Annotated in this window: 16 protein-coding genes; 6 read left to right on the top strand and 10 right to left on the bottom strand. The window is 65.4% G+C overall.

Features of this window, described 5'->3' with window-relative positions; translation table 11 throughout:
• Window positions 1–135 precede the first annotated feature (135 nt).
• The gene (locus MJ602_RS07885; protein ID WP_243020262.1) at window positions 136–2,592 is read left to right on the top strand and encodes a penicillin-binding protein 1A; all 2,457 of its coding nucleotides are present in this window, start codon (window positions 136–138) and stop codon (window positions 2,590–2,592) included.
• 18 nt (window positions 2,593–2,610) lie between these two features.
• On the opposite strand, the gene MJ602_RS07880 is transcribed toward MJ602_RS07885, so the two are convergent.
• Both MJ602_RS07880 and MJ602_RS07875 read right to left on the bottom strand, forming a co-directional pair.
• Window positions 2,611–3,183: an NUDIX hydrolase gene (locus tag MJ602_RS07880; protein WP_162016463.1), complete on the bottom strand. Its 573-nt coding sequence runs from the start codon at window positions 3,181–3,183 to the stop codon at window positions 2,611–2,613.
• Window positions 3,180–3,875, bottom strand: a complete 696-nt coding sequence (locus MJ602_RS07875) for a fumarylacetoacetate hydrolase family protein (protein WP_243020261.1) — start codon at window positions 3,873–3,875, stop codon at window positions 3,180–3,182. The genes MJ602_RS07880 and MJ602_RS07875 overlap by 4 nt, the downstream gene beginning before the upstream one ends.
• 70 nt (window positions 3,876–3,945) lie before the next feature.
• On the opposite strand from MJ602_RS07875, the gene pgeF reads away from it, so the two are divergent.
• Window positions 3,946–4,800: a peptidoglycan editing factor PgeF gene (gene pgeF / locus MJ602_RS07870; protein WP_243020260.1), complete on the top strand. Its 855-nt coding sequence runs from the start codon at window positions 3,946–3,948 to the stop codon at window positions 4,798–4,800.
• On the opposite strand, the gene MJ602_RS07865 is transcribed toward pgeF, so the two are convergent.
• Window positions 4,720–5,031, bottom strand: a complete 312-nt coding sequence (locus MJ602_RS07865; RefSeq protein WP_243020259.1) for a hypothetical protein — start codon at window positions 5,029–5,031, stop codon at window positions 4,720–4,722. The two genes, pgeF and MJ602_RS07865, sit on opposite strands and share 81 nt — an antisense overlap.
• Window positions 5,032–5,158: 127 nt before the next feature.
• On the opposite strand from MJ602_RS07865, the gene MJ602_RS07860 reads away from it, so the two are divergent.
• The 4 genes from MJ602_RS07860 (at window position 5,159) to phbB (ending at window position 9,924) form a co-directional block, all read left to right on the top strand.
• Complete coding sequence (locus MJ602_RS07860) at window positions 5,159–6,868, top strand: PHA/PHB synthase family protein (protein WP_243020258.1); 1,710 nt, start codon at window positions 5,159–5,161, stop codon at window positions 6,866–6,868.
• Window positions 6,869–6,959: 91 nt separating this feature from the next.
• The gene (locus tag MJ602_RS07855) at window positions 6,960–8,138 is read left to right on the top strand and encodes an acetyl-CoA C-acetyltransferase (RefSeq protein WP_243020257.1); all 1,179 of its coding nucleotides are present in this window, start codon (window positions 6,960–6,962) and stop codon (window positions 8,136–8,138) included.
• Between the two features lie 103 nt (window positions 8,139–8,241).
• Window positions 8,242–9,021 carry an EAL domain-containing protein gene (locus tag MJ602_RS07850; RefSeq protein ID WP_243020256.1) on the top strand — a complete coding sequence of 260 codons (780 nt, stop codon included), beginning with the start codon at window positions 8,242–8,244 and terminating at the stop codon, window positions 9,019–9,021.
• 165 nt (window positions 9,022–9,186) lie between these two features.
• Entirely contained in the window at window positions 9,187–9,924 is a 738-nt protein-coding gene (gene phbB, locus MJ602_RS07845) for an acetoacetyl-CoA reductase (RefSeq protein WP_162016456.1), read from the top strand.
• 85 nt (window positions 9,925–10,009) lie between these two features.
• Here the strand turns inward: phbB and MJ602_RS07840 are convergent, their stop codons facing one another.
• Genes MJ602_RS07840 through dapC form a run of 7 tightly spaced genes read right to left on the bottom strand, consistent with a single transcriptional unit; the run spans window position 10,010 to window position 17,658 of the window.
• Window positions 10,010–10,237 (bottom strand): hypothetical protein, encoded by a 228-nt coding sequence (locus MJ602_RS07840; RefSeq protein ID WP_243020255.1) that lies wholly within the window; start codon window positions 10,235–10,237, stop codon window positions 10,010–10,012.
• A gap of 9 nt (window positions 10,238–10,246) precedes the next feature.
• The gene (locus MJ602_RS07835) at window positions 10,247–12,274 is read right to left on the bottom strand and encodes an ABC-F family ATP-binding cassette domain-containing protein (protein ID WP_243020254.1); all 2,028 of its coding nucleotides are present in this window, start codon (window positions 12,272–12,274) and stop codon (window positions 10,247–10,249) included.
• Window positions 12,275–13,213 (bottom strand): 50S ribosomal protein L3 N(5)-glutamine methyltransferase, encoded by a 939-nt coding sequence (gene prmB, locus MJ602_RS07830; protein WP_243020253.1) that lies wholly within the window; start codon window positions 13,211–13,213, stop codon window positions 12,275–12,277.
• Complete coding sequence (gene dapE, locus MJ602_RS07825; RefSeq protein ID WP_243020252.1) at window positions 13,210–14,397, bottom strand: succinyl-diaminopimelate desuccinylase; 1,188 nt, start codon at window positions 14,395–14,397, stop codon at window positions 13,210–13,212. Before dapE ends, prmB begins: the two co-directional genes overlap by 4 nt.
• Before the next feature lie 8 nt (window positions 14,398–14,405).
• Entirely contained in the window at window positions 14,406–15,575 is a 1,170-nt protein-coding gene (locus MJ602_RS07820) for a PilT/PilU family type 4a pilus ATPase (protein WP_243020251.1), read from the bottom strand.
• Between the two features lie 47 nt (window positions 15,576–15,622).
• On the bottom strand, window positions 15,623–16,447 hold the full coding sequence (gene dapD, locus MJ602_RS07815) for a 2,3,4,5-tetrahydropyridine-2,6-dicarboxylate N-succinyltransferase (protein ID WP_162016451.1): 825 nt from the start codon (window positions 16,445–16,447) through the stop codon (window positions 15,623–15,625).
• Window positions 16,444–17,658, bottom strand: a complete 1,215-nt coding sequence (gene dapC, locus MJ602_RS07810; protein WP_243020250.1) for a succinyldiaminopimelate transaminase — start codon at window positions 17,656–17,658, stop codon at window positions 16,444–16,446. The genes dapD and dapC overlap by 4 nt, the downstream gene beginning before the upstream one ends.
• Between the last annotated feature and the right edge of the window lie 131 nt (window positions 17,659–17,789).

The following is a 17,789-nucleotide window of genomic DNA, read 5'->3' as shown; positions in this document are numbered from 1 at the left end:
GGCGGTATAACTGCGCACCTCCCGCCCTCCATGCGAAGGGGCCTGCAAGCCATCCATCCCGCCTGCAAACTCCCAATATGATAGCTGCTCGCGCTTACCCATCAAGCGTTTGAGCCACTTTTGACTCCAAACCCCATGTCTTTCCCCGATTTCCTGCGCACGCGCTGGGCCGCGCTGCGGCCGGTGTGGGCGCGCATGCTGCAGCGGCCCGAAAAGCTGCTGTCGCTGCACAGCCTGCTCTGGGCGCTGATGGCGGCCGGGCTGGCGCTGCTGCTGCATGTGCTGGTGCTCATCCCCTTCACGCCGGGCATCCGCGATATCCGCAAGGCCAAGACGGAGCAGCCGGCGCAGTTGGTGGCAGCGGATGGCAAGCTGCTGGCCGAGTACCGCTGGGTGAACCGTGCCTGGGTGCCGCTCAGCGAGATTGCCCCGCCGGTGGTGGACGCGCTGATCGCCACCGAGGACCACCGCTTCTATGGCCACTGGGGCCTGGACTGGCGGCGCACGGCGTCGGCGCTGGTGCGCACGCTGGGGGGCGACAAGCAGGGCGGCTCCACCATCACGCAGCAGCTGGCGCGCAACCTTTACCCCGAGGACATCGGCCGCGCGCCCACGCTCACGCGCAAGATCAAGGAGGCCATCACGGCGCTGAAGATCGAGGCGCTGTACTCCAAGGACGAGATCCTGGAGACCTATCTGAACACGGTGCCCTTCCTCTACAACGCCTACGGCATCGAGATGGCGGCGCGCACCTATTTCGACAAGTCGGCCGACGAGCTCAACGTGCTGGAGAGCGCCACGCTGATCGGCATGCTCAAGGGCACGGCCTATTACAACCCGGTGCTGAAACCCGAGCGGGCTCAAGCAAGGCGCAACACCGTGCTGGCGCAGATGAAGAAGCGCGGCAAGCTGTCGGACTCCGAGTTCGCCACGCTCACCAAGCGCCCGCTGCGCATCCGCTTCGAGCGGCAGGTGGAAACGGCCGGCCCCGCGCCGCACCTGGCGCAGCAGTTGCGCAAGCAGCTCATCGACTGGGCCGACCGCAACGGCTACAGCCTGTATGCCGACGGTCTGGTGATCCGCACCACCATCGATTCCCGCCTGCAGCAACTGGCCAACCAGGCCGTGGCGCGCCAGGGGCGGGCGCTGCAGGGCGTGGCCGACGGGGCCTGGGCCGCGCGCAACGCCTGGAACCCCAAGAACCCGCTGGTGCGGCAACTGGTGCGCGAATCGGCGCGCTACGAATCCGCCGTGGCCAAGGGCGCGGCGCCGGAAGATGCGCTGAAGGACCTATTGGCCGACCCCGCCTTCATGCGCACGCTGCGGCAAGAAAAGACGCGCGTACAGGCCGGTTTCATGGCCATGGACCCGCGCACGGGCGAGGTGCGCGCCTGGGTGGGCAGCCGCGACTTCGCGCAGGACCCGTTCGACCACGTGCAGGCTGCACGCCGCCAGCCGGGTTCCACCTTCAAGCCCTTTGTGTACGGCGCCGCGTTCGACCAGGGCCTGCTGCCCACCGACACGCTGATGGACACCGCGGTGGAAATCCCGCTGGGCAACAAGCAGGTGTGGCGCCCCACGGACGGCAACAAGCCGCCCAGCGACCAGCCCATGACGCTGAGCGATGGCCTGGCGTTTTCCAAGAACACCATCACCGCGCAGCTCATGCAGCAGGTGGGCCCCATGCGCGTGGCGCAACTGGCGCGCGCCATGGGCGTGCGCGAATCCAAGCTGGACGTGGTGCCCTCGCTAGCGCTGGGCACCAGCCCGGTCACGCTCAAGGAAATGGTGGCGGCCTACGGCGCCATCGCCAGCGGCGGCAGCTACCACGCGCCCCGGGTCATCACGCGCATCGAAGACAAAAACGGCAAGGTGCTGGAAGAATTCGCCCCCGCCGCGCCCGAGCGCGTGCTGGGCCTGACGGCCGCGCAGCAGTTGCGCGACGCCCTGCGCGGCGTGGTGGACAAGGGCACGGGCGTGGCCATCCGCAGCCGCTACGGCATCAGCGCCGATGTGGCGGGCAAGACCGGCACCACGCAGGACAACACCGACGGCTGGTTCATCCTGATGCACCCGCAACTGGTGGCCGGTGCGTGGGTGGGCTTCAACGACGGGCGCATCACCCTGCGCAGCGATTACTGGGGCCAGGGCGCGCGCAGCGCGCTGCCCATGGTGGGCGAGGTGTTCCAGCAGGCGCTGCGGCAGAAGGTGATCGACGCCCGCGAACGCTTCATCGACGAGGAAGAGTCCAGCTGGGTGGGCACCGCCGTGGCCGGTGTGCGCAACTGGGTGTACGACCTGTTCGGCCGCCGCACTGGCGGGCCGGACAACCCCGATACCGCGCCAGCCCCGCCGCCGCCCGCCGCAGCGGAGCAGCCCGAAATCACCGAAGCGCCCTTGGTGCCGCTGGAGAACGCCACGCCCCAGGCGCCGCCTTTTGTGCCGGGCTCCTACGGCAACGTGCCCGAAGCCCCCGACGCAGCGCCTGCGCCGCAGCCGGGCATCGTGCTCGACATGCCGGTGCAGCCCGGCGTGGTGGTGCCTGGGCCGGTGCAGGGCAACCCGCCGTTCTTTGTGGAAACGCGCCCTTGAGGAGGGGGCGCCGCGCCGCTATTCGATATCGACGCAATGCATGCCAAACGCCCCCGCCTTGCGGTCTGCAAAGAAGCGCAGCAGGGTTTCCTTCACGGTGCGGAAGGCCAGTTCGTCCCAGGGAATTTCCGCTTCGGTGAACAGGCGGGCCTCCTGGGTTTCGAAGCCGGGGTTGAAGGCCTCGCTCAGCAAGGTGGCGCGGTAGAACAGGTGGACCTGGCCCACGCGGCGCACGTTCAGCACGGCAAACAGCGGGCCCATGGCGATGTGGGCTCCGGCCTCTTCGTCGGTCTCGCGCTCGGCGCCCTGGGCGGTGGTTTCGTTCAGCTCCATAAAGCCCGCGGGCAGGGTCCATTTGCCCCAGCGCGGCTCGATGTTGCGCTTGCACAGCAGCACGCGGCCATCGGGCAGCGCGGGCACGGTGCCCACCACGTTGAGCGGGTTTTCGTAGTGCACGGTGTGGCACTGCGGGCAGATGGCGCGGGTGCGGGTGTCGCCGTCGTCGGGCACGCGGTACACCACGGCGGTGCCGCAGGCGCGGCAGTGCTTGATCTGGCTGTGAAAGCCGGTGGGGGCGCTGGCGCTGGTCATTGCACGCGCAGGCGCAGGCCATCCAGTCCGTCGATGCCCGCCTCGATCAGGTCGCCGCTGACTACGGCGCCTACGCCTTCGGGGGTGCCGGTGTAGATCAGGTCGCCGGGTTGCAGCTCCCAGGCGTGGGAGAGGTGCTCAATGGTTTCGGCAATGTTCCAGATGAGCTTGTCGGTGCTGCTGCGCTGGCGGTCCTGGCCATTGACCTGTAGCCAGATGGCGGCCTTGGCAACACCATCTGCCTGTGTGGCGGGCGTGATGGGGCCAATGGGGGCGCTGTGCTCAAAGCCCTTGCCAATGCACCAGGGGCGGCCCTGTTTCTTCATGTCGTTCTGCAGATCGCGCCGGGTCATGTCCAGGCCCACGGCGTAGCCGTACACATGCTGCAGCGCCTGCGCGGCGGGGATGTCGCGCCCGCCCTGGCCAATGGCCACCACCAGTTCCACCTCGTGGTGCAGGTTGGCGGTCAGGCTGGGGTAGGGCAGCAGGCCGGTCTGGCCGGCGTCCACAGGCAGCACGGCATCGGCGGGCTTGAGGAAGAAGAACGGTGGCTCGCGGCCGGTGAAGCCCATCTCCTTGGCGTGATCTTCGTAGTTGCGGCCTACGCAGTAGATGCGGTGCACCGCAAAGCGCTGGGCGCTGCCGTGCACGGGGACGCTGGGTACGGTGGGCGGGGCAAAGACAAAGCTCATGGCGGGTGGCATTTCAGGCGGGTCCAGGGAGTGCCCTTGAGTGTGCCATGCCCCCGATACACTGGCACGCATGACGCACATTCCCCCCGACTGGTTGCGGCCGCAGTGGCCCGCTCCCGCCCATGTGCACGCGCTGTGCACCACCCGCACCGGGGGCCACAGCCAGCCGCCGTACGACCGTATGAACCTGGGCGACCATGTGGGCGACGACCCGCACGCCGTGGCCGCCAACCGGGGTGTGTTGCAGGCGGCGCTGCAAAGCGTCACGCCGCAGGCGCAGGCCGTGTTTCTGCAGCAGGTGCATGGCACGCAGGTGGTGGTGCTGAAGCCCGGCACCGCCGATGGCGTGGTGGCCGATGCCTGCGTGAGCGCGCAGCCTGGGCTGGCCTGCACGATCATGGTGGCCGACTGCCTGCCCGTGCTGCTGACCGACGGTGCGGGTACCGTGGTGGCGGCTGCACATGCGGGCTGGCGCGGGCTGGCGGGGCAGGGCGGTGTGGGGGTGCTGGAGGTGGTTTTTGAACGATTTTCGGCTCTAAGGCACGTCTATCAAGCGCAAGCAGCTATCAAAAACATAGCAAACGAGGGCGCTGGTGCGTGCGCAAGCCAGACCCTGGCCTGGCTGGGGCCGTGCATTGGGCCGCAGGCGTTTGAGGTGGGGGCCGAAGTGCGGGCTGCGTTCTGCGCACACAACCCAGCGGCGGCGCCGTATTTTCAGCCCCACGGTGCGGGCAAGTACCTGGCCGACCTGGCGGGCCTGGCGCGCCAGCGGCTGCAGGCGCTGGGCATTAAGCACATTTACGGCAACGATTCCAGCGCCGCCTGGTGCACGGTGGCACAAGGCTCACGGTTCTTTTCGCACCGGCGCGACAGCGCTGCTCTGGGCGGCAGCGGGCGCATGGCTGCCTGCATCTGGCTCGGCTGAGGCAGGAGCATCGGCGGGAGCCTGTTCAGAAGCCTGTTCGGCCAGGGCCTTGGCACGCAGTGCACGCTTGCGCGCCGGGGTGCCAAGGATGTAGCCCACGATGCCCATGGGCAGCAGCCCGTACAAAACAAACGTGACCACTGCGCCCAACACAGAGCCGGTGGGGCTGGTGGCCTCTGCCAGGGCCATCATCAGGGTCACGTAAAGCCAGGCGATGAGAACGAGGTACATGGGCTGCAGCAGCTGTCAGATGGTGTAAGCGATGGCGCGTTACCATACCAGCACAACCTGTGAGGGTTGCACCATCCGCACAATGGCCCTGCAACGGCGGGGCCGTGGAACCGCACCAGGAGACAGCATGGACCAGGAATCGCTCTGGGCGCAAGGCGCTCAGCAATGGCAAAAGATGTGGGGTGAGGGTTGGGCGCAGGCCTTGCAAACCCTGCAACCCACCGGGGCAGGCGCTGCACCGGGAGCCAAGTTGCCCGAGATCCGCTTTTCCAACGACAAGCTGCAGGCCTTGCAGCAGGAATATGTTCAAGAAGCCGGCAAGCTCTGGCAGCAGGCCCTGCAGGGCGCACCGCAGGCTCCTGGGAGTGACAAGCGTTTTGCTGGTGACGGCTGGGCCGCCAACCCCATGGCGGCCTACACGGCGGCGGCCTACCTGCTGAGCGCACGCACGCTCATGGGCCTGGCCGATGCGGTGGAGACCGACGCCAAGACCCGTGCCCGCATCCGCTTTGCCGTGGAGCAGTGGATCGCCGCCATGGCGCCGAGCAACTTCCTGGTCTTCAATGCCGAGGCGCAGAAGAAAGCGCTGGACACCCAGGGCGAGAGCATTGCCCAAGGCATGGCCAACCTGCTGCACGACCTGCGCCAGGGCCATGTGTCCATGACCGACGAGCGCCTTTTCGAGGTGGGCCGCAATGTGGCCACCACCGAGGGCGCGGTGGTATTTGAGAACGAGCTGTTCCAGCTCATCGAATACAAGCCGCTCACGGCCAAGGTGTTTGAAAAGCCTTTCCTGATGGTGCCGCCGTGCATCAACAAGTTCTACATCCTGGACCTGCAGCCTGACAACTCGCTCATCCGCTACGCCGTGGAGCAGGGCCACCGCACCTTTGTGGTGAGCTGGCGCAACCCCGACGAATCGCTGGCGAAAAAGACCTGGGACGACTACGTGGAGCACGGCGCCATCGAGGCCATCGAGGTGGTGCGCAAGATCAGCGGTGCGCCGCAGATCAACGCCCTGGGCTTTTGCGTGGGCGGCACGATCCTGGGCAACGCGCTGGCGGTGCTGGCCGCGCGCGGGCAGGACGTGGTGGCCAGCGCGACCTTCCTCACCACGCTGCTGGACTTCACCGATACCGGCATCCTTGATGTGTTCATCGACGAGGCCTTCGTGCAGTTCCGCGAAATGCAGATGGGCGAAGGCGGTCTGCTGCGCGGGCAGGAGCTGGCGTCCACTTTCAGCTTCCTGCGGCCCAACGACCTGGTCTGGAACTACGTGGTGGGCAACTACCTCAAGGGCGAGACGCCGCCCCCGTTCGACCTGCTCTACTGGAACAGCGACAGCACCAACCTGCCTGGGCCGTTCTATGCCTGGTACCTGCGCAACATGTACCTGGAAAACAAGCTCGTCAAGCCGGGGGCGCTGACGGTGTGCGGCGAGAAGATCGACCTGGGCCAGGTGCGCCTGCCGGCATACATCTACGGCTCGCGCGAGGACCACATCGTGCCCATCAAGGCCGCGTACGCCTCCACCCAGGTGCTGCCGGGCAAGAAGCGCTTTGTGATGGGGGCCTCGGGCCACATTGCGGGCGTCATCAACCCCCCGGCCAAGGGCAAGCGCAGCCACTGGATCCGCGCCGACGGCAAACTGCCCTCCACGCTGGACGCCTGGCTCGACGGCGCCACCGAGCACCCTGGCAGTTGGTGGACCGACTGGTCCGACTGGCTGCGCAGCCATGCGGGCAAGCAGGTGGCCGCGCCCAAGACCTACGGCAAGGGCGCGCAGTTCAAGGCCATTGAACCTGCGCCCGGTCGTTACGTGAAGCAAAAATCCTGACACGCGACGCCGTCAGAATCGGTGTGTCACCCCTATCGGGTTCGCTGTGCGCAGTAGGCCCATTTTGAAGTAGCAGCAAGAAGGAATCACCATGGAAGACATCGTCATCGTTTCGGCCGCCCGCACCGCTGTGGGCAAGTTTGGCGGCGCATTGGCCAAGACGCCGGCCACCGAACTGGGTGCCATCGTCGTCAAGGAAGCCCTGGCGCGCGCGCGCGTGGGTTTGGACCAGGTGGGTGAAGTCATCCTGGGCCAGGTGCTGGCTGCGGGCGTGGGCCAGAACCCTGCGCGCCAGGCGCTGATGAAGGCCGGTGTGGCCAAGGAAACCCCGGCGCTCACCATCAACGCCGTGTGCGGCTCCGGCCTCAAGGCCGTGATGCTGGCCGCCCAGGCGGTGGCCACGGGCGACAGCGAGATCGTGGTGGCTGGCGGGCAGGAGAACATGAGCCTCTCGCCCCACGTATTGATGGGTTCACGCGATGGCCAACGCATGGGCGACTGGAAGATGCAGGACAGCATGATCGTGGACGGCCTGTGGGACGTGTACAACCAGTACCACATGGGCATCACCGCCGAGAACGTGGCCAAGCAGTACGGCATCACGCGCGAGATGCAGGACGCACTCGCCCTGGCCAGCCAGCAAAAGGCTGCTGCCGCGCAGGATGCCGGCAAGTTCGCCGATGAAATCGTGGGTGTGAGCCTGCCGCAGAAGAAGGGCGATCCCATCCTCTTCAATGTGGACGAGTACCTCAACCGCAAGACCAACGCCGACGTGCTGGCCGGGCTGCGCCCCGCGTTCGACAAGGCGGGCACGGTGACGGCAGGCAATGCCTCGGGCATCAACGACGGCGCCGCTGCCGTGGTGGTGATGAGCGCCAAGAAAGCCGCAGCCCTGGGCCTGACCCCGCTGGCGCGCATTGCCGCCTATGCCACCAGCGGCCTGGACCCCGCCACCATGGGCATGGGCCCGGTGCCCGCGTCGCGCAAGGCGCTGCAGCGCGCAGGCTGGAACGCCGCGGATGTGGATCTGTTCGAACTGAACGAGGCCTTCGCTGCCCAGGCTTGCGCGGTGAACAAGGAGCTGGGCATCGACCCGGCCAAGGTCAACGTGAACGGTGGCGCCATTGCCATCGGCCACCCCATTGGTGCCTCCGGCTGCCGCATTCTGGTGACGCTGCTGCACGAAATGCAGCGCAGCGGCGCCAAAAAAGGTTTGGCTGCGCTTTGCATTGGCGGCGGCATGGGGGTTTCTCTGGCGCTGGAACGCTGAGCCGTCTCTTTGTTGCTCACGAGAAAAGCCGCGTTGTGACGCGGCTTTTTTGTGGGGCGTGATGGTATCGCTGTGCGTGACACTGCGTTACGATCGATCGCACATGACCACCACCATTTTTGCCCAGCCCTTTGATCCGGTGGGTTGTGCGGCGTGCAAGGACAAGTCGCTGCTGCCCTTCGCGTTCACCATGGCTTTCCAGCCGATCATGGATATGGAAACGGGCCGTCCGTTTGCCTACGAGGCGCTGGTGCGCGGAGTCAATGGCGAATCGGCTGCCAGCGTGTTGTCGTGGGTCGATGACGGCAACCGCTATCGTTTCGACCAGGCCTGTCGTGTCAAAGCCATTGAACTCGCGTCCCGTCTGGGCCTGGCAGCGCTGCCCGATTGCCGTCTGAGCATCAACTTTTTGCCCAATGCGGTGTATCGGGCCGAAACCTGTATCCGGGCCACCCTGGAAGCGGCGCGGGAGTTTTCGTTTCCGCACGGTCGCATCATGTTCGAGGTGACGGAGAACGAGCCCCTGAACCATGGTGAGCATCTCAAAGCCATCTTCAACGAGTATCGCCGCCAGGGGTTGATCACGGCGATTGATGACTTTGGGGCGGGTTATGCAGGACTGAACATGCTCACGAGGTTCCAGCCCCATGTGCTCAAGATCGACATGGAACTGATCCGAAACATCGACCAGGACCCGGTGCGCCAGGCCATTGCGGGTGGCATTGAACTGGTCTGCAAGCGATTGGGGATCGTCATCATTGCCGAGGGCATCGAGACCGAGGCTGAATCGCAATACCTGCAATCTTTGGGAATCCGTTATCAGCAGGGCTATCTGTTTGCCCGGCCGGGCTGGGAGTCGCTTCCTCTCGCGGGCGGGTTGTAGATCTGGGGACGCGATGTGCGCCTTGTCGGTGCACGGTCTTTGCAGAGTCATACCCATGACAAATCTTTACCAAAAAATGCGGTGTTGGTGTTTTCCTCATCCGCATGGGCGCAAATGTTGGGTAGAGTCGAATCGAGTACCGCGAAGCAACAAGGAGAAAGTCAGATGAGCACGAAAGTAGCGTATGTCACGGGCGGCATGGGGGGCATTGGCACCGCCATCTGCCAGCGTTTACACAAGGAAGGCTTCAAGGTCATCGCAGGTTGCGGCCCTACGCGCGACTTCCAGAAGTGGCTGGATGAACAAAAGGCCCTGGGCTACACCTTTTACGCATCGGTGGGGAACGTGGGCGACTGGGATTCCACCGTCGAGGCCTTTTCCAAGACCAAGGCCGAGCACGGCAGCATTGATGTGCTGGTGAACAACGCCGGTATCACGCGCGACCGCATGTTCCTCAAGATGACCCGCGAGGACTGGGACCAGGTGATCGAAACCAACCTGAACAGCATGTTCAACGTCACCAAGCAGGTGGTGGCCGACATGGTGGAAAAGGGCTGGGGCCGCATTATCAACATCAGCTCGGTCAACGGTGAGAAAGGCCAGGCTGGGCAGACCAACTATTCGGCCGCCAAGGCCGGCATGCACGGTTTCAGCATGGCCCTGGCGCAGGAGCTGGCCACCAAGGGCGTGACGGTGAACACCGTGAGCCCGGGCTACATCGGCACCGACATGGTCAAGGCTATCCGCCCAGACGTACTGGAGAAGATTGTCGCCACCGTGCCCGTCAAGCGCCTGGGCGAGCCCAGCGAGATCGCGTCCATCATCGCCTGGCTGGCCTCGGAAGAGGGCGGCTATGCCACGGGAGCGGACTTCTCGGTCAACGGTGGTCTGCATATGGGTTGATTACGGCCCGCACCACAAAAAAACCCCGCGAAAGCGGGGTTTTTTGTGGGAGCTGTCGCCAGCTCCAGGCCCTGGGGCGCTGAACTCAGAAGCGTGCGGGTGCGCGCTTGCGATCGCGTTCGTCTTCGGGCCAGGCGGTCAGGATGGAGAAGGTGTTCATGGCAATAAGCTCCGTTGATGGTTCTACAACGCGGGGCTTTGCGCCGTGGTTGACAGTGCGGTGCAAAAAAATTTCAGAGGTTTGCACCACATTTTTGCTATCAAAATAATAGCTGTCAGCGCTTGTGTTTAATGCGTTAAACGCCAAAAACATCCAAAAAACTCAGGCACTGGCTCCGTCCAGCTCGGTGGAAAGCTCCAACCAGCGCTCTTCCAGCGTGGCGGTTTCGTCGCTGGCGGCCTTGAGGCGGCGGCCGCAGTCGGCGATGTCGGCCGGGGCCAGGGGTTCGGTCAGGCGCTGCTCCAGGGTTTGGCGTTCCTGGGCCAGTTCGGCCAGGCGGCGGTCAATGCGCTCGAGCTCTTGCTTGAGGGGGCGCAGCTTTTGCGCCAACGCCTGGCGGGCCTGGGCGTCCTGGCGGCGTTGCTCTCGTGCATCGCGCATGGGCGGAGGTGCCGAAACTTCCGAGCTTTTTTGGCCCTCAGCGCTTGCAGATGGTGCGCTGGGCGCTATGGTTTGTGTAGCGTTTGCAGTGGCTTCGCCTTCCGCCAGACCTGCGGCGCGAGCCTCCTCGCGCAGGCGCCTGGCTTCGTCGAGCAGGTAGCGCTGGTAGTCGTCCAGGTCGCCGTCAAACGGCCCGACCGCGCCCCGGCCCACCATCCAGAACTCGTCGCAGACCGCGCGCAGCAGCGCCCGGTCGTGGCTCACGAGCATGACGGTGCCCTCGAACTCGTTGAGCGCCATCGACAGCGCTTCGCGCGTGGCCAAATCCAGGTGGTTGGTCGGCTCGTCCAGCAGCAGCAGGTTGGGGCGCTGCCAGACGATCATGGCCAGCACCAGGCGCGCCTTCTCGCCGCCGCTCATGGTGCCCACGGCCTGCTTGACCATGTCGCCGGTAAAGTTGAACGTGCCCAGGAAGTTGCGCAGGTCCTGCTCGCGCCCCGATTCGCGCGCGTTGGGCCCCAGCTCCTTGGCCAGGCGCACCATGTGCTCCAGCGGGTTGTCGCAGGGGCGCAGCACGTCCAGTTCCTGCTGGGCGAAGTAGCCGATCGACAGGCCCTTGCCCTCGGTGATGGTGCCGGCCAGCGGCTTCATCTCGCGGGCGATGGTCTTGACCAGCGTGGACTTGCCCTGGCCGTTGGCGCCCAGGATGCCGATGCGCTGGCCGGCCTGCACCGAGCGGTTCACCTGGCGCAGGATGGTGGTTTCCCTGCCGTCCTCGGTCCGGTAGCCAAAAGAGGCGTCGGTGATGGCCAGCATGGGGTTGGGCAGATTGGTCGGCTCCTTGAATTCAAACGTGAACTCGGCCTCGGCCAGCACGGGCGCGATCTTCTCCATGCGGTCCAGCGCCTTGACGCGGCTCTGCGCCTGCTTGGCCTTGCTGGCCTTGGCCTTGAAGCGGTCGATGAACTTCTTCAGGTGGGCGATCTTTTCCTGCTGCTTGGCATAGCTGGCCTGCTGCAGTTCGAGCTGCTCGGCGCGCAGGTCCTCGAACTTGCTGTAGTTGCCGCCGTAGCGCGTGAGCTGGGCGTTGTCGATGTGCAGGGTGACGTTGGTCACCGCATCGAGGAATTCGCGGTCGTGGCTGATGACGATCATCGTGCCGGCATAACGCTGCAGCCAGGCTTCCAGCCAGACCAGGGCGTCGAGGTCCAGGTGGTTGGTGGGCTCGTCCAGCAGCAGCAGATCGCTCGGGCACATCAGCGCGCGCGCCAGTTGCAGGCGCATGCGCCAGCCGCCGGAGAAGCTGTTGACCGGCTTGTCCAGTTCAGACACCTTGAACCCCAGGCCCAGGATCAGCGCCTGGGCACGGGGCACGGCGTCGTGGGACCCGGCATCATGCAGGTCGGTGTAGGCATGGGCGATGGCCATGCCGTCGTCGTCGGCCTCGGCACGGGCCAATTGCGCCTGCAGTTCGCCCAGGCGGGTGTCACCGGCGACGACGAAATCGGTGGCCGACTCGTCGGTCTCGGGCATGTTCTGCGCCACCTGCGCCATGCGCCAGTGTGCGGGCACCTGGAAGTCGCCACCGTCTTCATGCAGCGAGCCATTGAGCAAGGCAAACAGGCTGGATTTGCCCGCGCCGTTGCGCCCGATCAGGCCCACATGTTCGCCGGGGTTGATGGTGACGCTGACGCTGTCCAGCAGCACCTTGGCACTGCGGCGCAAGGTGATGTTTTTGAGAATGATCATTCAGGAAGGGAAAAAGCGGGAAAGGGCGGCGCGCTCAATCAGCAGCACCTGGTCGCATCCGGCACTGGTGTCCAGCCAGAAGACGGGGAGTTGGGGAAACGCAGCCTCGAAGTGCGCACGCTCGTTGCCGATTTCGAGCACCAGCACGGCGTCTTCGCTCATCACTGCCGGGGCCTCGCGCAGCAGGCGGCGGATGAAGTCCATGCCGTCGCTGCCGCCGGCCAGGGCCAGGGTGGGCTCGGCGCGGTATTCGGGCGGGAGCTGCGCCATGCTTTGCGCGTTGACGTAGGGGGGGTTGCACAGGATCAGGTCGTAGGGGCCAGGGCAGGCGGCCAGGCCGTCGCTGTGCATCAGGCGGATGCGGTCTTGCAGGCCGTGGCGATCGACGTTGATGCGGGCCACGGCCAGCGCGTCCTCGCTGATGTCGGCAGCGTCGATGTGGATCTCGGGCCAGGCCATGGCGGCCAGCACGGCCAGGCTGCCGTTGCCGGTACACAGGTCCAGCACCTGCTGGGTGTGCTCGCCCAGAAAATCGTCAAAACCGCCGTCCACGATCAGCTCGGCAATGAAGCTGCGCGGCACGATGGCGCGTTCGTCCACATAAAAGGACACGCCTTGCAGCCAGGCTTCGCGCGTGAGGTAGGCGGCGGGCTTGCGTGTGCGGATGCGTTCTTCAAAAAGTGTAGCTGTCAGCGCTTGCTGGGCGGGCGCTACAGGCTGATTGGCTATGGATTCCGGCCCGTCGTCCAGGGGGCTGTCCAGTGGCAGCCCCAAGCGCCAGAGCACGAGCCAGGCGGCCTCGTCGCGGGCGTTGGTGGTGCCGTGGCCAAAGCCGACGCCCGATGCCAGCAGCAGTTGTTCGCCGGCGTGAACCAGGGCGCCCACGGTGGGGCCGGTCAGTGGCGGCAAGGAGGAAGCAGGGTGCGAGGGTGTGCTCATGCGGCAGCACCGGCGCGGGCCTGTGCCTCCAGGAGTTCGAGGGTGCGGCGGTAGATGTTCTTGAGTGGCTCGATGTCTGCCAGCGCAATGTGCTCGTCGATCTTGTGGATGCTGGCGTTGGGCGGCCCCAGTTCGATCACCTGCGGGCACAGCGTGGCGATGAAGCGCCCGTCACTGGTGCCGCCGGTGGTGGAGAGTTCGGTGCCCAGGCCGGTCTCCTGGGCGATGGCCTCCTGCACGGCCTGCACCAGTTCGCCCGGGGGCGTGAGAAAGGGCTGGCCGCCCAGCGTCCATTGCAGCTCGTATTCGAGTTCGTGTCGGTCGAGTACGGCGTGCACGCGTTGCTTGAGGCTCTCGGCTGTGGATTCGGTGCAGAAGCGGAAGTTGAAGTCGATCGTGACTTCCCCCGGAATGATGTTGCTGGCACCCGTGCCGCCGTGGATGTTGCTCATCTGCCAACTGGTGGGCGGGAAGAAGGCGTTGCCTTCGTCCCAGCGCATGGCGGCCAGTTCGGTCAGTGCGGGCACCGCCTGGTGGATGGGGTTGCGCGCCAGGTGCGGGTAGGCAATGTGGCCTTGAATGCCACGCACGGTGAGCTTGCCGCTGAGGGTGCCGCGGCGCCCGTTCTTGATCATGTCGCCGGTGCGCTTGACCGAGGTGGGCTCGCCCACGATGCAGTAGTCCAGCCGCTCGCCGCGTGCGGCCAGGCGCTCGACCACCACCTTGGTGCCATCGACCGAAGGGCCTTCCTCGTCGCTGGTCAGCAAAAAGGCGATGTCCAGCAGGGGCGCGGGGGTGTGGGCCAGAAACTCCTCGACCGCGACCACAAAGGCGGCGATGGAGGTCTTCATGTCACTGGCGCCCCGGCCGTACAGCTTGCCGTCGCGCAGCGTGGGGACAAAGGGGTCACTGCCCCATTGGGCCAGCGGGCCGGTGGGGACCACATCGGTATGGCCGGCAAAAACTACTGTTTTGATAGCGCCTTGCGCAGCATTGGTGTGCCCTGATGGCCTTTTTGACCATAAATTGCTGACGCGGAAGGATTCAGGGCCGCTGTCCATGCGCTCGTTGATGAAACCCAAGGCCTGCAGGCGCTGGGCGATGAGATCCAGGCAGTCGGCGTCGCTGGGGGTGACGGAAGGGCGGGCAATGAGCGCTTGCGCCAGTTGCAGGGTGGGGGACATGAAAAGCTTCAGGACTCGGGCTTGATGTCGAGCACGATTTCGGTGAACGACGGTGCGTCGTCCTGTTGTTGGGCATCTCGCGCGTCCTTGCTGGCCTGGGCGGCCTTGGCGGCGAGCGAGAAGTCGTTTTGCAGGCGCCACATCAGGTTGGTGGGCGAATCGGCAAAGGCCAGGCCCTCCTTGCGGTCGATGCGGTTTTCCAGGATGAGGCGCGCCAGGTCTTCCTCGAAGGTTTGCGAGCCTTCGGCCATGGATTTTTCCATGGCCTCGCGCACACCGGAGAAGTCGCCTTTTTCGATCAGATCGGCCACCAGCTTGGTGTTGAGCATGACCTCCACGGCGGGCAAGCGCAGGCCTTCGGTGGTGCGCACCAGGCGCTGCGAGATGATGGCCTTGAGCGCTGCAGCCAGATCGCCCAGCAGCGTGGGACGCACTTCGACGGGATAGAAGCTCAGCACGCGGTTGAGCGCCTGGTAGCTGTTGTTGGCATGCAGCGTGGCCAAGCAGAGGTGGCCCGACTGCGCGTAGGCGATGGCGGCAGACATGGTCTCGCGGTCGCGGATTTCGCCGATCAGAATCACGTCCGGTGCCTGGCGCAGCGCGTTCTTCAGGGCGATCTGCAGCGACTGGGTGTCGCTGCCGATCTCGCGCTGGTTGACGATGGACTTGCGGTTGCGGAACTGGTATTCGACCGGGTCTTCGATGGTCAGGATGTGGCCGGTGAGCAGCCCGTTGCGCTTGTCGATCATCGAGGCCAGCGAGGTGCTCTTGCCTGAGCCAGTGGACCCCACCACCAGGATCAGGCCGCGCTTTTCCATGATCAGATCGCCGAGCACGGCTGGCAGGCTCAGTTCACTCAACTCCGGAATGTGCTGGCTGATGAAACGAATGACCACCGCGTAGCTGCCACGCTGGCGCATGGCGCTGACGCGAAAGCGACCGACGCCGGTGAGCGGCACACCCATGTTGAGCTCGCCGGTTTCCTCCAGCTCCTCGATACGGTGCGGGGGAACCACTTCGGCGAGCAGGTTCTTGGGGGCCTCGGGCGGCAGGATCTGGTTGTTGATCTGCACGCACTCGCCGTTGATCTTGATCAGCGCCGGCGCATTGGCCGACAGGTACACGTCCGAGGCGTTTTTTTCGGCCATCAGGCGCAGGATGCGTTCCATCGTGCTCATGCGGTTGTCCCTTCGTGGTGCGTGGTTCCGGCGTGATCGGGCGTGTATCAGTCGCGCAGCAGGTCGTTGAGGCTGGTCTTGGCGCGGGTCTGGGCATCCACGCGCTTGACGATGATGGCAGCGCTCAGGCTGTAGCGTCCGCCGTCCTTGGGCAGGCTGCCGGCAACCACCACCGAGCCCGCAGGGACGCGGCCGTAGGTGATTTCGCCGCTGGCGCGGTCGTAGATCGGGGTGCTCTGGCCGATGAACACGCCCATGCTGATGACGCTGTTTTCCTCGACGATCACGCCTTCGACAATTTCCGAGCGTGCGCCAATGAAGCAGTTGTCCTCGATGATGGTCGGGTTGGCCTGCAGGGGTTCGAGCACGCCGCCCAGGCCCACGCCGCCCGACAGGTGCACGTTCTTGCCCACCTGCGCGCAGGAGCCGACGGCGGCCCAGGTGTCCACCATGGTGCCTTCATCGACGTAGCCGCCGATGTTGACGAACGAGGGCATCAGGATCGCGCCCTTGGCCACGTAGCTGCCGCGACGCACCATGGCGGGCGGCACCACGCGCACGCCCGTGGCGGCCATTTCCTCGGCGCTCAGGTTGGTGTACTTGGGGGGCACCTTGTCGTAGAAATGCAGGTCACCCGCGCACATGATTTCGTTGTCGCGCAGGCGGAAGGACAGCAGCACCGCCTTCTTGATCCACTGGTGCACGGTCCATTGGCCCACGGCCTCGCGCGTGGCCACGCGCAGGCGGCCGCTGTCGAGCTCGGCAATCACATGTTCCACGGCATCGCGCACCTCGGCGGGGGCGGTGCTGGCAGAGAGACTGGCGCGGTTGTCCCATGCGGATTCGATGGTGCTCTGGAGATTCTGGGTCATGGATGCTGAATGGGTTGCGATTGGATGAATTGGACGATGCGCTGCGCGGCTTCCACGCACTCGGCGGTTTCGGCCACCAGCGCCATGCGTACGCGGCCTGCACCGGGGTTGCCGCCCTGCGCATCACGCGCGAGGTAGCTGCCGGGCAGCACCGTGACATTGTATTGAGCCAGCAGGGCGCGTGCGAAGTCGGTGTCGCTCATGCCCAGCGCGGGCGGCACACCGGCCCACAGGTAAAACCCGGCATCGGGCAGTTGCACGTCCATCACCGGTGTGAGCAGGGGGGTGACCTGGGCGAATTTGGCACGGTAGAGAGCACGGTTTTCCACCACGTGCTGTTCGTCGTTCCAGGCAGCCACGCTGGCGGCCTGCACGGCCGGCCCCATGGCACTGCCATGGTAGGTGCGGTAGAGCAGGAACGCCTTGACGAGCTGAGCATCGCCCGCGACGAAGCCGCTGCGCAGCCCCGGCACGTTGCTGCGCTTGGACAGGCTGGTGAAGGCCAGCAGGTTGCGGAAGTCCTTGCGGCCCAGGCGCGCCGCAGCCTCCAGGCCACCCAGGGGGGGCACGTCGCGGAAATAGATTTCGCTGTAGCACTCGTCGGAGCCAATCACAAAGCCGTGCCGGTCTGCCAGGGCGAACAGTTTTTCCCACTCGGCCAGCGGCATCACCGCACCCGTGGGATTGCCTGGGGAGCAGACAAACAGCAATTGTGTGCGCTGCCACACCGCCTCGGGCACGCTGTCCCAGTCCACCGCAAAGTTGCGTGCCGGGTCGCTCGGGGCGTAGTACGGCGTGGCACCCGCCAGCAGCGTGGCGCCTTCGTAGATTTGATAGAAGGGATTGGGCAGCACCACCAGGGGCTCGCCCGCGCTGGGGTCGATCACCGTTTGCACAAAGGCAAACAAGGCCTCACGCGAGCCGTTGACGGGCAAGACCTGCGTGGCGGCATCCACCTGCAGGCCGTAGCGGCGCTGCATCCAATCGGCAAAGGCCTGGCGCAGGCGCGGTTCGCCAGCGGTGGCTGGATAGGCCGAAAGGCCACCCAGGCCTTCAATCAGCGCCTGCTGGATGAACGCTGGCGTGGCATGGCGGGGTTCGCCGATGCCCAGGCTGATGGGGCGGTGTGCGGGGGAGGGGGTGATGTCGGCAAACAACTGCCGCAGCCGTTCGAAGGGGTAGGGCTGCAATCGGGAAAGCAGGGGATTCATGGGGCGTGATTATCGGCGAAGGCTTTCTTTGCCCGTTGTTGCGGTGCAGGATGGCTTTTGTAGGTTGTTGTAAGTAAAGTGAACGCGAGCGCTATCAAAATAGATGCACGTTGTCCCGACGCGGGTGAGCC

The organism is Simplicispira sedimenti, from assembly GCF_022760965.1.
Taxonomy (GTDB): Bacteria; Pseudomonadota; Gammaproteobacteria; order Burkholderiales; family Burkholderiaceae_C; genus Simplicispira; species Simplicispira sedimenti.
Note: the sequence above shows the minus strand (reverse complement) of the source record. Positions and strands in the feature narration are given on the sequence as shown.

Excerpts from the sequence above, each read along its gene's own strand:
- MJ602_RS07860 (WP_243020258.1), top strand. The coding sequence starts at position 5,159 with ATGGACCAGGAATCGCTCTGGGCGCAAGGCGCTCAGCAATGGCAAAAG.
- MJ602_RS07885 (WP_243020262.1), top strand. The coding sequence starts at position 136 with ATGTCTTTCCCCGATTTCCTGCGCACGCGCTGGGCCGCGCTGCGGCCG.
- MJ602_RS07835 (WP_243020254.1), bottom strand. The coding sequence starts at position 12,274 with ATGATCATTCTCAAAAACATCACCTTGCGCCGCAGTGCCAAGGTGCTG.
- MJ602_RS07855 (WP_243020257.1), top strand. The coding sequence starts at position 6,960 with ATGGAAGACATCGTCATCGTTTCGGCCGCCCGCACCGCTGTGGGCAAG.
- pgeF (WP_243020260.1), top strand. The coding sequence starts at position 3,946 with ATGACGCACATTCCCCCCGACTGGTTGCGGCCGCAGTGGCCCGCTCCC.
- MJ602_RS07820 (WP_243020251.1), bottom strand. The coding sequence starts at position 15,575 with ATGAGCACGATGGAACGCATCCTGCGCCTGATGGCCGAAAAAAACGCC.
- dapC (WP_243020250.1), bottom strand. The coding sequence starts at position 17,658 with ATGAATCCCCTGCTTTCCCGATTGCAGCCCTACCCCTTCGAACGGCTG.
- prmB (WP_243020253.1), bottom strand. The coding sequence starts at position 13,213 with ATGAGCACACCCTCGCACCCTGCTTCCTCCTTGCCGCCACTGACCGGC.
- dapE (WP_243020252.1), bottom strand. The coding sequence starts at position 14,397 with ATGTCCCCCACCCTGCAACTGGCGCAAGCGCTCATTGCCCGCCCTTCC.
- dapD (WP_162016451.1), bottom strand. The coding sequence starts at position 16,447 with ATGACCCAGAATCTCCAGAGCACCATCGAATCCGCATGGGACAACCGC.
- MJ602_RS07865 (WP_243020259.1), bottom strand. The coding sequence starts at position 5,031 with ATGTACCTCGTTCTCATCGCCTGGCTTTACGTGACCCTGATGATGGCC.
- phbB (WP_162016456.1), top strand. The coding sequence starts at position 9,187 with ATGAGCACGAAAGTAGCGTATGTCACGGGCGGCATGGGGGGCATTGGC.
- MJ602_RS07880 (WP_162016463.1), bottom strand. The coding sequence starts at position 3,183 with ATGACCAGCGCCAGCGCCCCCACCGGCTTTCACAGCCAGATCAAGCAC.
- MJ602_RS07840 (WP_243020255.1), bottom strand. The coding sequence starts at position 10,237 with ATGTTTTTGGCGTTTAACGCATTAAACACAAGCGCTGACAGCTATTAT.
- MJ602_RS07875 (WP_243020261.1), bottom strand. The coding sequence starts at position 3,875 with ATGAGCTTTGTCTTTGCCCCGCCCACCGTACCCAGCGTCCCCGTGCAC.
- MJ602_RS07850 (WP_243020256.1), top strand. The coding sequence starts at position 8,242 with ATGACCACCACCATTTTTGCCCAGCCCTTTGATCCGGTGGGTTGTGCG.